Genomic DNA, 13,256 nt, shown 5'->3' with positions numbered 1-13,256 from the left:
TATTAGCGTTTGGTTATGTTTCTACTAAAAATACGGCCGTCTTTTAGGGTGAAACGCAGCACATAAATACCCCAATCATACCCAGTCATGTTAATTCTGATTTTCTTATTCAGATCAGGCATATTTTGCTGCTGGAATTTCCAGTGTACCGTACTGTGCTGATATAATGAGACGGACTCGATAAGTCCATCCACTTCATCTGTCCAATCGATGGTTAATACATCATTCACAGGGACCGGATACAGGCGGATTTGTTTCCAGAATGCCTTTTCGTCAATCACAGGAGATTGAGTAAGAGCTGTTGTTTTAGAATCAACTTTTGATGTAGTTTCAGGCGTCTGTTTAGCACTGGTATCGGGCCCCCGATATCGCTGATTTCCAGCTTCATCATATTTAAAATAGACTTCGGTTTGGGAAAATCCCAAAAACCCTATCAGTAACGAAAATAATGACAACATTTTTTTTCTCATGATTATATAGTTTTTTAATTTTCTAAAATATGTTTTTTACTGATCCCTCACAACATATAAAACATTGTTTAAGAATGGATTAATATTATTTGTAACCATCGTATTTATTTATTTCTTAAGTAAATTCACTTTATAAGATATTTTCCCAAAATAAAATAAAAACAGAAAAAACTCAAAAATGCCTGAAAGGAGATTTAAGAAGTATTATCAATAATCAATTGAAGCTTATCAACCGGATTGAAAATCACAGAACGATATAATCTTTTTTTCATTCATCAGATAAAAATGACCTTTAGAACATAAAATTTCACCATCTGATCGATAAAATTTCCATTGATATTTTTTTAATAGTATTTTCGTCCAAAATTAAACCATGAAAAAAATTATCAGATTCTTTAAGTATGCTCTGCTAAGTGTATTGGCCATTATATTCTCTATAGTTCAAAAGCTACTTAAAGAAGTTGTAGTAGCAATTCAGAAGAGAATTCCCCAACAATCCAGCAAAGAATTACTTCAAAAATGAAATAACATTTATAATTATAACCGAATCTTACAAGGTTGGTTAAAGATTACTGTGATCGGTATTGATACGGATTTCAATGACAGCTCCCGTAAGATTTCCAGAGATTCTGTAATGATTCTTAATTTTAAAACTCAAAAGTTTTAGCTCCAATACAATAATTTATACCTGATGAAGATGAAAAAAATCTGTCTTATTATAATGCCTTTTCTCTTATTCTCTTGCTCTGTAAAACCCGTTGCGGATACAACTTTTGATTACAGAAGACTGGAAAAGATACCGGACAGCGTAAAAGTTGAGAATATCGTGATCAAAAACCTGTTCAAACACCAGCTGCTTGCTCATAAAGATCAGCAATATGATTCTGCCCGAATCGTTAAAAGTGTTTATCTCCCGCACAAAAAACTCTGGGACAGCTGCTATGCCATGATCTTTGGTGATGAAAATGCCCATCTTTTCAATACACCTGAAGGGATGATCAGATGGAATAAAACTCTATATAAAAAAAATAAACCTCAGCTTGAAGACAGGGCCAATATTCTTTTAAATATAGATACCCGGAAGCTGTTTAAGAAAACCCTTACACAGTTTAACAGCTTGGTTCCCTATCAGCCTAAGGCTAAAATCAGCCTGATCTTTACTCCTCTCACCGGAATTTCATTCGGAGGCTGTAATGATGAACAGTTTGCTTTGGAGCTTAATAATAAAAACGTTGACATTCTTTATTCGCTTGAAAAAGGACTTCCCCATGAACTCAACCACATGGTATATGAACATTTCAGAAAGGCTGATCCTGACAGAGCAACCGCACTGAATCAAACCATAGATGAAGGTTTCGCCTGTTATTTCACTTATATATTCTTTAACCGTACAATGGAAAAACATGAAGCGGTGGAAAATATGACAAAGGAAAACTGGAACTGGTATATAAAAAATGAAAAAGACATTTTTACAAAACTGAAACCTTATTTTTCTGATGCTTCAGGAAACAATCCTCTGCTGAGAAATGACAAGCATACATTATTTCCTGATGCTCCCAAATCAATAAACTATTGGCTGGGGTTCAGGATTATTGAAAAATATGCAGAAAAAAACGGCCCGGATTCCTGGAAAAATATTTATCAGCCCGAGAGGTGCTGGAAAAAAGCGGTTACGAAAAGTATATAGAAACTCTGTAGACCACCTACATATCTGAATATTACAATTGCCACTTCTTATTGCAGTCATTTTGCAGAGGAGTGGCTTATTTGTGTCGCAATTTGGCGTCGATCACCACCTATTTTTCCGAAAAATTGTGGATAAGTTTTTCATATCCTCTTTTCTATTATCAACAAAATGTGGATAACTTTTTCACAACATAAAAAACAGCAAACAAAACATTAGTATTCAATATTTTATAGAAAACATGTATCCACAATAATTTTCAACAAATAATCTTTAATGTGGATAAATATAATGTGGATAACTTTTTTTATGCAGATTTTTAAGTGCTAAATCTTTGCTGATAATTAAAAACAAGATATGATATATTTTCAATCATAATAGATTATTAATTAAATAAAAATATCACTTAACAAAGAATTAAATACCACAAAACATTTATTTAATAACACATATAACAATAATAAAAAATAAAATACTTATTTTAGTCATTGAATAATAGATAAAAATATTAACCATTTTAAGTAAAATTAAAAACACTTTCACCTGCATTAAACACGATGAAAAATTTATCCACAAAATGAAAAATAAATTGAATAACCCCATAACCCCTCATTCACATGACAACACTAGACATCAAAAAAAGCATCATCCCTTACCTTGGAGAAACAGCACCTTACATTTCTGTCCCTGAAAATATCATTTTCAATAACAACAGACTGGAAACCAGTATTTCAGAATACAATTTCAATCATGAAAACTTTTCCAGACTGATTCAGCTTTTATCATCATTGGGAAGCTGTAACCTATACTGGCTTTTAAATCCCTCCTCGAAAGAGCAAATCTATTTTATGGGTGAAAAAGTAAGAATAAGACAACTTTCTTACAAAAAGTCAGACTCGGCAACCATTATCTGCGAAAGCTTCCTGGAATCGAAACGAAAAGGTAAATCATCTCTTGTGATTCGGGACAATCATTCAGGCGAAGCCCTCTACTCTTTTGAACTTGACTATCACATTATTTTAAAAGACACCTTTAAACTTTTCTACAAAGATTACTTCAATGATGTTCCGGTAGAATATTATGAAAATAAACTTCCTGCAGGCAGGATAAGAACGGAAAACGACCATCAGTTCACTATATTCATAGAACCCTTCACTCCCAACCAGTGTAAAGGGCATTTTGAAAATTATCCTATTGTACCTTCTGTTTTTATTATGAACTGCACCTTAAGGGAGATTTTCAATTTTCTGGGCCAGAAAGATCCTTATGAAGTTGATAATCTGGAAGGATACGCCACCAAAGCAATGCCTACAGGAATAGAATACAGGATTGATGTTTCTCATCAAAAACTTTTAAAGAACCTTCTTTTTTTCAAATGCGAAATAAAAGATCTTTCAGGCACATCTTACGCCACCATCATCACCAATATCAGGTTCATAGAAAATAAGTAAAATCATACAATCTCTGTGATAACCGCAGAGATTTTTTTATTATAGCAATATATCAGGAAATAAGTTCACAAACTTAAAGCTCAATCCTTTAAAAGGCTAAAGCCTGAAAGAGAAACAGATAACGCTTTAATGCATTTGTCAATAAAATAAAGCACGATCCTAACTTTATCTGTAGTGTCAGTACATTTTTTGTAACTTCCGCTATCCAAAACCGTAATTTTAAAATCATGAAAAAGTTTTTTTTTATTTTCACATTGATCTATATACAGTGTCTTTCCCAGGAGCAGGTAAAAGTATCACATGTTTCTCAACATGATAACTTTATTGAGGTAGGCATACACATAGACAAACCCACCGATAAATTTAACCTGATCAGATTGGATACACTGACAGTGACCGGCAATCAAAAGAATATATTAAAAGAAAATAAAGAATATCCTCTAAACTACGGATATAATAATGGCAGAACCTTAATAAGACGATATGACATTCCGGAAAAGCATTCCAAAAATGTAACGATCAAAGGCGTTATCCAATACTTTACCCCGTCAAAGGGTAACGGTTCGTATATTGATGCCGGAAAGCTCAAAAATATAAAGCTGAATACAAACCTTGTGAGCAAAGCTGCTGTTGACAAAAATCCAAAGCTATATTTCAGCATCATTGATTCTGCTGCCGTCAATAAAGTTTTTCCCGATCTTAAAGTGAATAACGAAAAGATAGATTTTAAAAGCTATGATATCATGTATGCTTACAAAGACAGCAGCCCTCAGAAACTCACTTATTTTATCAATGACAATCCGGACCCCGGATATAATAATATGATACTGGAAGACAGTAAGACAGGTGTTATTTATAAACTTGTTAAATTGAAACAAAATATGTCTCCTTCTGAAAGAGATCAGATTCATGTGGAACTGATGATTGAAAATGAAAATGCTGTCAGAAAAATTCCTTTTGAATTGAAAGATATAGCGGTCGTCGAAAAATAACAGGATACAAATACCTCACAAAATCATTTCAAAATGGAAAAATACACCCTATCATCAGACGGTCAGAAGATTCATTATAAAGAATCCGGAAAAGGAAATACATCACTTATTTTCGTTCATGGCTGGCTGGGAAATACAGAATGGTGGATTGATCAGCAAATTTTTTTTGAAGACCGGTATCATGTGGTTTCAATGGACCTCGCAGGGCATGGAAAATCCGACACAACCAGAGAGGAATGGACCAGTGAAGGTTATGCAGATGATATTAAAGCGGTAGCAGATGATATTCAGGCTTCAGAAATCATTCTGATAGGGCATTCTATGTCCGGAGCTTATGTACTGGAAGCTGCTTTAAAGATTCCGGCCACCAAAGCCATTGTACTGGTGGATACTTTAAAAAATCTGGATGAAGTTTATACGGAAGAGCAGGTTAAAGAAGTCTTATCCGCCTATCGCTCTGACTTTAAAAATACTGTGGAAAACTATCTTCCCCAGTTTCTGTTTGCAGAAAAAACACCTCCTCAGGTAAAGGAAAGGATACAATATGAATTTCTTCAAAACGCCCCTGAAATAGCTGTAGATCTCCTCAGACCTTTATACAAAACGGATTCCAGGCAAATTGCAGACCAGATCAGGGTTCCGGTAGTAGCGATCAATTCTGATGCATCCCTCACTCATCTTGAAAACAACCGAAAGCATCTGAAAAACTACGATTACGTGACGATTACAGATGTTGGACACTATCCTATGCTTGAAAAACCACAGGAATTTAACCTTATTCTTGATAAAGTTATTAAAAGTTTACTCTAAAAAATGCACAGCCATGCAGAATACCAGAATATTTACAACATCTTTTGCCAGCGTTTATCCCCATTATATACAAAAAGCAGAAAAGAAAGGACGTACCAGATCGGAAGTTCATGAAATTATTTTCTGGCTAACGGGATATAATGAAAAAAGTTTACAGGAGATCTTAGAAAACAAAACTGATTTTAAAACCTTCTTTGAACAGGCGCCTCAAATCAACCCTAATGTTTCATTCATAAAAGGTGTAATCTGCGGGTATCGTGTAGAAGAAATAGAAGATGAACTGATGCGGAATATCCGGTATCTGGATAAGTTGATTGATGAGCTGGCTAAAGGAAAACAGATGGAGAAGATATTAAGGAAATAATATTTAATGGCTTACTAAACTTTAGCATGATTGAAAAAGCTTACATTCATGAATATGGCAATAAAAAACTAGAACCGGAACATCAGGATGTGATTGATGTACTCGAAAAGAGATTCATAAACTATGAACTTTTCACAAACAAAAAAATTTTAAGAAATCAGCTATTTATCGACCATACAACATTTATTGCAGGAGATCATTTTGTCTTTTCTTATATTTTCAGAAAATACGGTCTGCAACCACCTGCAGACTGCTACCCAAAAGCTCTCCAACATTATTTGAAAAGAGACATCCGGGAAACAACAATACGCAACCTTTCCAACAGTTTTGATGGAAATATTCCATATATTTTTGTAAAACCTAAATTAAAAACTAAACTATTCACAGGGTTTACAATAGAATCACCGCTCGATCTTTATCGCCTGATGGAATTTCCAGGAAATACAGAACTCTACTATTCTCCCATTGTCGATTGGAAAGCAGAATACAGAGTATTTGTAAACAATTCAAAAATAGTAGGGATCAAGAGATATAATGGCGATGAAGGATATGAACCGGATATGACCGTTGTACAAAATGCAGTGCACGATCTTGAGAATTCAGAAGAATGTACTAAAGCTTATGGAATTGATTTTGGAATCTTGTCCACAGGAGACACCGCCCTGGTAGAATGGAACGATGGTTATGCACTGGGATCTTACGGCCTTGATAAAGAAGTTTATACCGATTTATTATTAGCAAGATGGTCCGAAATTATGACTGAAATATTTACTCCTCGATATTGACAGGTCTTAATGAAAATTAACTTTCTATTTTCTCTGTAAGATATCTTCTTATTGATAAATCCTATCAAAAGCATTTCTCCATTTCAAAAAACTTCCCGAAATTAGCGACCTGTGCGTTAAATACTATTCAATGAAATAAAAATTTAAATTACAACATACAGCAAAACTTAGTATAAGTTTTCTTCGGGGCAGGGTGAAATTCCCTACCGGCGGTTACAGTCCGCGACTCCTTTCCAACGAAAGGACTGATCTGGTGAAATTCCGGAACCGACAGTTAAAGTCTGGATGGGAGAAGAAAATGAGATGATCAGTAAGATTCCTTATGGACTCTTATTGTGTCGTATTTCATTTCCATGTACCGAAGACTATTTTAACTTTTAAAAGTAAAATAACATGGAAAAATTATTAGAACAATTCGGAGCTACCTCCAGAGAACGTGTAGAAAAAGCACTTCAAACATTACAAAAGGGAAAAGGTATTCTTTTAGTAGATGATGAAAACCGTGAAAACGAAGGTGACATCATTTTTCCCGCTTCCACTATTACAGAACAGGATATGGCTCTTTTGATCCGTGAATGCAGCGGTATCGTATGCCTGTGCATTTCTGAAGAGAAAAGCAAACATCTTAATCTGCGTCCGATGGTAGAAAAGAACAATTCAAAAAATCAAACCGCATTCACCATTTCTATCGAAGCCAAAGAAGGAGTAGAATCGGGAGTTTCAGCAAAGGACAGGGTAACAACCATCAGAACGGCTGTGGCTGCCAATGCTCAGGCAGAGCACATTGCAAGCCCCGGACACGTTTTTCCTCTGATTGCGAAAAAAGACGGGGTATTCGAAAGACGTGGCCATACGGAAGGCAGTGTAGATCTTGTAAAAATGGCTAATCTGGGTGATGATGCCGTACTGTGTGAACTGACGAATGAAGACGGTTCTATGGCAAGACTTCCGGAAATCGTAGACTTTGCTCTCAGAAAAGGGATGAGCGTGGTCACAATTGAAGACATCTACGCTTACCGTAAAATGATCCTCAGCAACTAAACATACTTTATTTAACGCACAGGGCAGCCGTCTGATTGAATCAGACGGCTGCTTGTATTTAAATATTTAATTAAAAACAAGTTAAATGAAAATTGAATTCTGTTTTTATTTAACTTTAACAAAAAAATTGACTATGAAACAATCACTACTTATTCTGCTGGGAACCTCAGCGGTTCTTTCGGCACAGATTACCCTTACCAAAGCTTCTCATGATCCTGTCATAGGAGATGTGGTAAACAATAATCTGGTAACAGGAACTGTAGACAATTCTGCAACAGGAGCCAATGCAACATTCTCGAATGGAGGTTTAACCATGGGTACTGCATCCCAAACCACTTATTCAACACCTACTTCTGCCGAGATAACAACTTTTCCGGGTTCTACGATTAAAACGACAGACGGAGCAACAACAATCTATTATAAGGCATCAACAACCAAACTGGAAATCACTGGAATTGTTAACCCACAGGCTACGTTAAACTTCAGTGTAGACAATGGTACTTATAATAACTATCCGACAACTTTCGGACCTGCTCAAAATGATACTGCTAAAGGAACCTTCACTTCCTCTGTTGCCAACGGTCTGTTCAGCGGAACATTAGCCACTCAGGCTGACGCATACGGAACACTGATTCTGGGTAATCAGACCTATAGTAACGTTCTTAGAGTAAAGTATACACAGAATTTTAATTTGTATGCATCTTTTGATGTAATTTATGCCAATCCGATCGGGACCGTTACCAATACAGCCTACGCTTATTATGACGCTTCTCACAGATATGCATTACTCAGCACTACCAATGGAAACATTAGTGTTCCATTACTGGGGATAAACCAATCTACCTCAAGTGCTCAGGCTTTAAGCGAAACATTCCTGGCCACCGGCAATGTGATGAAAAAAGCAAATCTTACCATTTACCCGAATCCGGCACAGGATTTCATCGGTTTTAAAGGAGACGTAGAAAATTACTCCACAGCGAAAATCTATAGTCTGGATGGAAAACTGATCAAAACTTCAGATATAAAATCAGGAAACATTCAAATCTCAGATCTGCCGCCCGCTTCTTATTTTATTGAAGTCAATGGCAAGAACACTGAAACGAGACAGAATACAAAATTCATTAAGAAATAACAAAAAAATCCCGTTCAGCATTGAACGGGATTTTTTTTGGCAAGGAAGCTTGAGGGTGAAAGCCGGAAGTACTTCCGGTCTGAAGAGTACTTTAACCCTATTTTTTATTAATATCCAATTTTATCACCATCAATTATTACAACCTTCAGAAGTATCTGCCAAACAGAAACTTCCTGCATTCATCCTATTTCTAAAAAGTGGCTGCCGGCGCCGTCTCATTATTAAGCTTTCTTTGGATCTCCGTCTTTTTTCCTTTAGAGAAATCATAGCTGAGCCCGAGTACAAACATCGATTTATTATTCATAATCTGTGTATAAACCCTGTAATCTACCAAACTTTCCGGTAAACTCTTTGTTTTATACTCAGAAGGCATTCCTATCCAGTACATTCCTGTAGAAAACGTCCAGTTTTTATGTTTATAGCTTACAAAAATATTGTTCTGGTTTTCGTTCGTATTAAGGAAGGCTCCACTTAGGCTATACGTAGGAATATTAAACTGATACTGCATTGAAAAAGCTTTGTATTCTGAAGAAAGTACAAAATAATTTCCCCAATAGCTGTTTTTAATCAATGCTCCCTTACTCGTTTTTACGGTTTCAGCTGTAGGTGTTATAACAGCTTTTATAACAAGAAGGCTGTTCCCGAAAGGCTTATATGAACCTGTCAATTGAGCACCATACCTCTGTCCGTTTTTTCCATTTTCATAAGTGAGTGCATAACCTTCCAAAACATCATCCTGAACATAATACTGGTTGATCACCCGGTCTGTGTAACGGTAAAACAAAGCTGCATTAAAATCAAAATATTTATTGTTAAAAGAATAGGTCAGATTGTTCGAAAAAACCTGCTGAGACTCCAGTAAAGGATTTCCCCGCTGTACAATATTGGGGGCGAGCTGCACTACATTACTGCTCAGGGCATTACTCTGAGGGCTCACCGGATTATAACTTCCTGTAAAACGAAGATTATGGTTATTTTTCAGCTGATATCCTAAAACAACTTTCGGGGTAAAAGTCCATTCATCAAAAGTATTTTCAGCGCTTTTATTGTAAATATGGGTAAGTCCTGCTCCGACACGGTAACTGAATTTATCTATTTTCCCGGAAAATTCTGTGTAAAAATACTGCTCCAGATAGTTGACGGTGTATTGGGAATATCCTGCAAGATTGTTCAGATCATTGGAAATGGAAGATCTCGAAATCCTGTATCCGGATGAAAGTTTTCCTGCCTTGAAATCATGGGTATGGGCAAGTTCACCCACTACACTGGTTTGTTTCGCTTTCAAAACCATATCATTATCATATACGGAAAGTCCTGAGGCTACAATCCATTCCTGAGCTGTTTCGGAAGTATGGGTTGTGTAATGGGAACCTACAACATTAATGCTCAGCTCATCCTTTTCACCTATTTTTTTTGAATAATAAAGATCAAGCTTGGGAATTACATAATCCGAACCGTTATTTTTAAACATTCCGTGTTCTTCATTGGATGCATTTTCTGAAAAAACACTTTGCCCTGTTCCTTTTGAAAATCTGCTGAAAATAGCCATATTCAATTTTGCCTGGAAAGAATAGTTATCAGGAACCAGCCTGGTATAGCGCAAGGCCATATTCTGGAAAGTATATCCGAAATGATCTTTCCTGTTTTCATCTGAACGGTAATGCTTTCCACCCAGCTGATAATCATAAATGCTATTGACTCTCCTGTCATTGTAATCTCTTAAATTGATTGAATATTCAAGGCCGAAATCATTTTTTCCTTTTGTATAGTTGGCATAGGCTGAACCGTTCACAAATCCTGTATTCAGGGCAGAAAAAACTTCGGTTCCGAATACATATCCCGTCTCGGCAGATCTTGTAAGGATATTCACCACTGTATCTGCCATGGTTGCCCATCTTGCAGGCGGAATATCATAATACTCCACTTTTACCACTTCCCGGGGAGCCACACTCCTGATCTGCAGGTCTGTAGCTTCAATTCCATTGATCAGGAAAAGCGTAGTTCCTCCTTTTGTACTGGTAATTGTATTGCCGATCGGATCAAGCTGTAGTTCGGGAAGAGTTTTCAGCAGATCTTTTGCATAACGGGCTTTTTCCAGGGCTTCTTTATCAAAGGTATAAACAGCCTTATCTGCAAATTGTTTTTTGCGCTGTGATTTCAAAATAACCTCCTGAATTTCTTTTGGTGTTGAAACCTCTGCTGTATCTTTTTTTGCTTCCTGAGAAAATGCAAAGGTCCCACAAAGAAAGAACATGGTATACATCGTTTTTTTCATATCAAAAAATGGGCTTATACTCTTAGGACAATTGATATTTAACAGTTATTACATTAACCAATAGAAGTAGTGAATAAGTTTTTTTAAATAAAATTTCATTATTATGTTAAATTCAGCCCGCTTTTTGCTGTTTTTTTGAAACATCACAAAATATAAAGTCATGAAAAAAGCAGTCCTGTTACTTCCATGCTTTCTGTTTGCTGCAACCCATGCTCAGGAAACGGAAAATACTCCGGCAGAGAAGATGAATATCGTCAAGACGAACGTCACAGCCTATGCTTTCCGGAATATTAATTTGTCTTATGAAAGAGTAATCAACCAATGGTTCTCCGTGAATATTGGATTCGGGACCATGCCGGAAGGAAAGGTTCCCTTCATCAATGCCTTCCTGAAAGATGAGGATGAAAAAAGATTTCAGAATCTCAGAGTAAAAGCAACAAACTTTACCATAGAGCCCAGATTTTACATAGGACATGGATATGGAAAAGGATTTTATATTGCTCCTTATTACCGGCATTCCGATGTTTCTTCCAATACGTTTGATTTCTACTATGATTATAATGGACCGGATGGAAACACCTATCAGATCCCTCTCAAAGGAGAAGGCAGCACTAAAGGTGACAGCGGAGGTGTAATGGTAGGCGTACAGTTTTTCCTCACCAGAAGCAGGAATCTGGTTCTTGATTTCTGGATTGCGGGAGCCCATTATGGAAGCGGCAGAGGAGATTTCAGTATGACTTCCAATTATGTGCTTACCCCGGATATGCAGGCACAGCTTAAAAGAGAAATAGAAAACCTGGACATCCCATTTGTAAAATATACAGTAGAAACGAATGCCAATGGAGCCAGAATAAAAGTAGATGGTCCATGGGCAGGTTTCAGAAGCGGGCTTTCTTTGGGATATAGATTTTAAAAGGATTCAATGATAACAATAAACTGTTCTTGTAAGAACGTCAACACTGGATAAAGACTGATCAGTCCCTTAGAAATCCGGCGCTGCAGAGTATCTGCAGCGCCGGATGTATTTTTAATGATAAGCTTGTTTAAACTTTTCTATGATATTGTCCAGGTTATGACGCTGAACATATACACTTTTTACCTCATCATACCTCGGTGATTTGTAGAAAACTTCGTGGAAATCCATACTGCCGTTCCCTACTTTTACCACTTTCTGTACTTCGATATTCAACTTTCTTAACTCGTCTTTAAAGACTTTAAATTCATCTTGGATACTACTGCTCATTAATATTTTTTGGATTTTAATTAAAAAACTATTTTTATGATCCAATACCCTCCTGATACCAGGGGTAAGTCTCAAATTCTGATTAAAGTTAGTAAATTTATTAATATATACATAAGACTTCAGCAATGTTTTATTGTTTTTTTTACAAATAACAGATATATTTTAAAAACTCTATAGAGATTCCGTATTTTTAACCCGATTAAAAACTTATATTAAACGATAAAAAACAATGTATATAAAAGCAATTTTCTCTTTATTCTTCATACTTCTTCTTATTACTGTATCTGCCCAGAAGCCGGAATTCAAAGCCCCGGATTATTCTTTGATTAAAAAAAATATTGAGGATAAAAAATCAGAGTTTTATTATCCTGAGCTTTTAAAAAGATTGCAACAGAATGATACCCTCCTTACGGGCAGCCAGTATCGTCATCTTTATTTCGGGTATACATTTCAAAAAGGTTATAAACCTTACAAAACCAGTAACAGGGCGGAAGAAATGACTAAATATTATCGTGGCGAAGGTATTACTGAGAAAGATGTGCCGGCAGGGATCAAACTTTTCCGGGAAGTTTTGGAAGAAAATCCGTTCGATCTTCGTGCTATGAATTATCTCGTTTATATGTACCGTTTGGTGAAAGATGAGAATATGGCCAAAAAAACAGCAGGTAATTTTCACGGATTATTAGGTGCTATCCTGGCTTCAGGTGATGGCATGAAATGTGAAACGGCATTCCATGTTATTTCCGTTACCGATGAATATGTGCTTTTGAATACGTTTCAAATGGCAATGAAATCCCAAAGCATTACCGGAAAGTGTGATTATATCGTATTTGAAAAAGACCAATACAAAGTTCCGGGACTCTACTTTGATATCAGCAGATTCTACGGAAAAATATTAGATTAATACAGAGTAGTCAGAAGAAGAAAGGAAAACTGTAGTTTTTATGTATCAAACTTCAGGAAAAGATTTTCGAAATATATTTTTTAAAATTAATGACTGAGAATTTTC

13 protein-coding genes and 1 riboswitch are annotated in these 13,256 nt (G+C 36.0%); of the genes, 10 read left to right on the top strand and 3 right to left on the bottom strand.

Annotated elements, in window-relative coordinates:
* Nucleotides 1-2: 2 nt before the first annotated feature.
* Complete coding sequence (locus ACTJJF_RS08580) at nt 3-470, bottom strand: hypothetical protein (RefSeq protein WP_440699369.1); 468 nt, start codon at nt 468-470, stop codon at nt 3-5.
* A gap of 721 nt (nt 471-1,191) precedes the next feature.
* Here ACTJJF_RS08580 and ACTJJF_RS08575 point away from each other — a divergent pair.
* The 8 genes from ACTJJF_RS08575 (at nt 1,192) to ACTJJF_RS08540 (ending at nt 8,729) form a co-directional block, all read left to right on the top strand.
* Entirely contained in the window at nt 1,192-2,157 is a 966-nt protein-coding gene (locus tag ACTJJF_RS08575) for a DUF2268 domain-containing putative Zn-dependent protease (protein ID WP_440699368.1), read from the top strand.
* Nucleotides 2,158-2,771: 614 nt separating this feature from the next.
* Nucleotides 2,772-3,605 (top strand): hypothetical protein, encoded by an 834-nt coding sequence (locus ACTJJF_RS08570; protein ID WP_440699367.1) that lies wholly within the window; start codon nt 2,772-2,774, stop codon nt 3,603-3,605.
* A 227-nt stretch (nt 3,606-3,832) separates the two neighbouring features.
* A complete protein-coding gene (locus ACTJJF_RS08565) occupies nt 3,833-4,597 on the top strand; it encodes a hypothetical protein (protein WP_440699366.1) in 765 nt (254 codons plus the stop codon).
* Between the two features lie 33 nt (nt 4,598-4,630).
* Nucleotides 4,631-5,407 (top strand): alpha/beta fold hydrolase, encoded by a 777-nt coding sequence (locus tag ACTJJF_RS08560; RefSeq protein ID WP_440699365.1) that lies wholly within the window; start codon nt 4,631-4,633, stop codon nt 5,405-5,407.
* 13 nt (nt 5,408-5,420) lie between these two features.
* Nucleotides 5,421-5,771 (top strand): DUF2200 domain-containing protein, encoded by a 351-nt coding sequence (locus tag ACTJJF_RS08555; protein WP_312298628.1) that lies wholly within the window; start codon nt 5,421-5,423, stop codon nt 5,769-5,771.
* Between the two features lie 26 nt (nt 5,772-5,797).
* On the top strand, nt 5,798-6,556 hold the full coding sequence (locus ACTJJF_RS08550; RefSeq protein ID WP_440699364.1) for an ATP-grasp domain-containing protein: 759 nt from the start codon (nt 5,798-5,800) through the stop codon (nt 6,554-6,556).
* 175 nt (nt 6,557-6,731) lie between these two features.
* Nucleotides 6,732-6,857, top strand: a riboswitch (FMN riboswitch).
* A 92-nt stretch (nt 6,858-6,949) separates the two neighbouring features.
* Nucleotides 6,950-7,597 (top strand): 3,4-dihydroxy-2-butanone-4-phosphate synthase, encoded by a 648-nt coding sequence (gene ribB / locus ACTJJF_RS08545; protein ID WP_440699363.1) that lies wholly within the window; start codon nt 6,950-6,952, stop codon nt 7,595-7,597.
* A 133-nt stretch (nt 7,598-7,730) separates the two neighbouring features.
* The gene (locus tag ACTJJF_RS08540; RefSeq protein ID WP_440699362.1) at nt 7,731-8,729 is read left to right on the top strand and encodes a T9SS type A sorting domain-containing protein; all 999 of its coding nucleotides are present in this window, start codon (nt 7,731-7,733) and stop codon (nt 8,727-8,729) included.
* Nucleotides 8,730-8,919: 190 nt separating this feature from the next.
* Here ACTJJF_RS08540 and ACTJJF_RS08535 read toward each other — a convergent pair whose 3' ends face one another.
* The gene (locus tag ACTJJF_RS08535; protein WP_440699361.1) at nt 8,920-11,004 is read right to left on the bottom strand and encodes a TonB-dependent receptor domain-containing protein; all 2,085 of its coding nucleotides are present in this window, start codon (nt 11,002-11,004) and stop codon (nt 8,920-8,922) included.
* 160 nt (nt 11,005-11,164) lie between these two features.
* Here ACTJJF_RS08535 and ACTJJF_RS08530 point away from each other — a divergent pair, with 160 nt between their 5' ends.
* On the top strand, nt 11,165-11,917 hold the full coding sequence (locus tag ACTJJF_RS08530; protein WP_440699360.1) for a DUF3575 domain-containing protein: 753 nt from the start codon (nt 11,165-11,167) through the stop codon (nt 11,915-11,917).
* Nucleotides 11,918-12,031: 114 nt separating this feature from the next.
* On the opposite strand, the gene ACTJJF_RS08525 is transcribed toward ACTJJF_RS08530, so the two are convergent.
* Nucleotides 12,032-12,247 carry a hypothetical protein gene (locus tag ACTJJF_RS08525; RefSeq protein WP_312298639.1) on the bottom strand — a complete coding sequence of 72 codons (216 nt, stop codon included), beginning with the start codon at nt 12,245-12,247 and terminating at the stop codon, nt 12,032-12,034.
* A gap of 229 nt (nt 12,248-12,476) precedes the next feature.
* Between ACTJJF_RS08525 and ACTJJF_RS08520 the strand changes: the two genes are divergently transcribed.
* Entirely contained in the window at nt 12,477-13,151 is a 675-nt protein-coding gene (locus ACTJJF_RS08520; protein WP_440699359.1) for a DUF4919 domain-containing protein, read from the top strand.
* The last annotated feature ends 105 nt before the right edge of the window (nt 13,152-13,256 follow it).

Source organism: Chryseobacterium sp. 22458, from assembly GCF_052044975.1.
Taxonomy (GTDB): domain Bacteria; phylum Bacteroidota; class Bacteroidia; order Flavobacteriales; family Weeksellaceae; genus Chryseobacterium.
The sequence above is the reverse complement of the archived record's forward strand: the minus strand, read 5'-3'. Positions and strand labels throughout refer to the sequence as shown.

Bases quoted from the DNA above. Each gene is read 5' to 3' on its own strand.
- ACTJJF_RS08525 (WP_312298639.1), bottom strand. From the start codon at position 12,247: ATGAGCAGTAGTATCCAAGATGAATTTAAAGTCTTTAAAGACGAGTTA.
- ACTJJF_RS08565 (WP_440699366.1), top strand. From the start codon at position 3,833: ATGAAAAAGTTTTTTTTTATTTTCACATTGATCTATATACAGTGTCTT.
- ACTJJF_RS08535 (WP_440699361.1), bottom strand. From the start codon at position 11,004: ATGAAAAAAACGATGTATACCATGTTCTTTCTTTGTGGGACCTTTGCA.
- ACTJJF_RS08580 (WP_440699369.1), bottom strand. From the start codon at position 470: ATGAGAAAAAAAATGTTGTCATTATTTTCGTTACTGATAGGGTTTTTG.
- ACTJJF_RS08575 (WP_440699368.1), top strand. From the start codon at position 1,192: ATGCCTTTTCTCTTATTCTCTTGCTCTGTAAAACCCGTTGCGGATACA.
- ACTJJF_RS08530 (WP_440699360.1), top strand. From the start codon at position 11,165: ATGAAAAAAGCAGTCCTGTTACTTCCATGCTTTCTGTTTGCTGCAACC.
- ACTJJF_RS08560 (WP_440699365.1), top strand. From the start codon at position 4,631: ATGGAAAAATACACCCTATCATCAGACGGTCAGAAGATTCATTATAAA.
- ACTJJF_RS08540 (WP_440699362.1), top strand. From the start codon at position 7,731: ATGAAACAATCACTACTTATTCTGCTGGGAACCTCAGCGGTTCTTTCG.
- ACTJJF_RS08555 (WP_312298628.1), top strand. From the start codon at position 5,421: ATGCAGAATACCAGAATATTTACAACATCTTTTGCCAGCGTTTATCCC.
- ACTJJF_RS08550 (WP_440699364.1), top strand. From the start codon at position 5,798: ATGATTGAAAAAGCTTACATTCATGAATATGGCAATAAAAAACTAGAA.
- ACTJJF_RS08570 (WP_440699367.1), top strand. From the start codon at position 2,772: ATGACAACACTAGACATCAAAAAAAGCATCATCCCTTACCTTGGAGAA.
- ribB (WP_440699363.1), top strand. From the start codon at position 6,950: ATGGAAAAATTATTAGAACAATTCGGAGCTACCTCCAGAGAACGTGTA.
- ACTJJF_RS08520 (WP_440699359.1), top strand. From the start codon at position 12,477: ATGTATATAAAAGCAATTTTCTCTTTATTCTTCATACTTCTTCTTATT.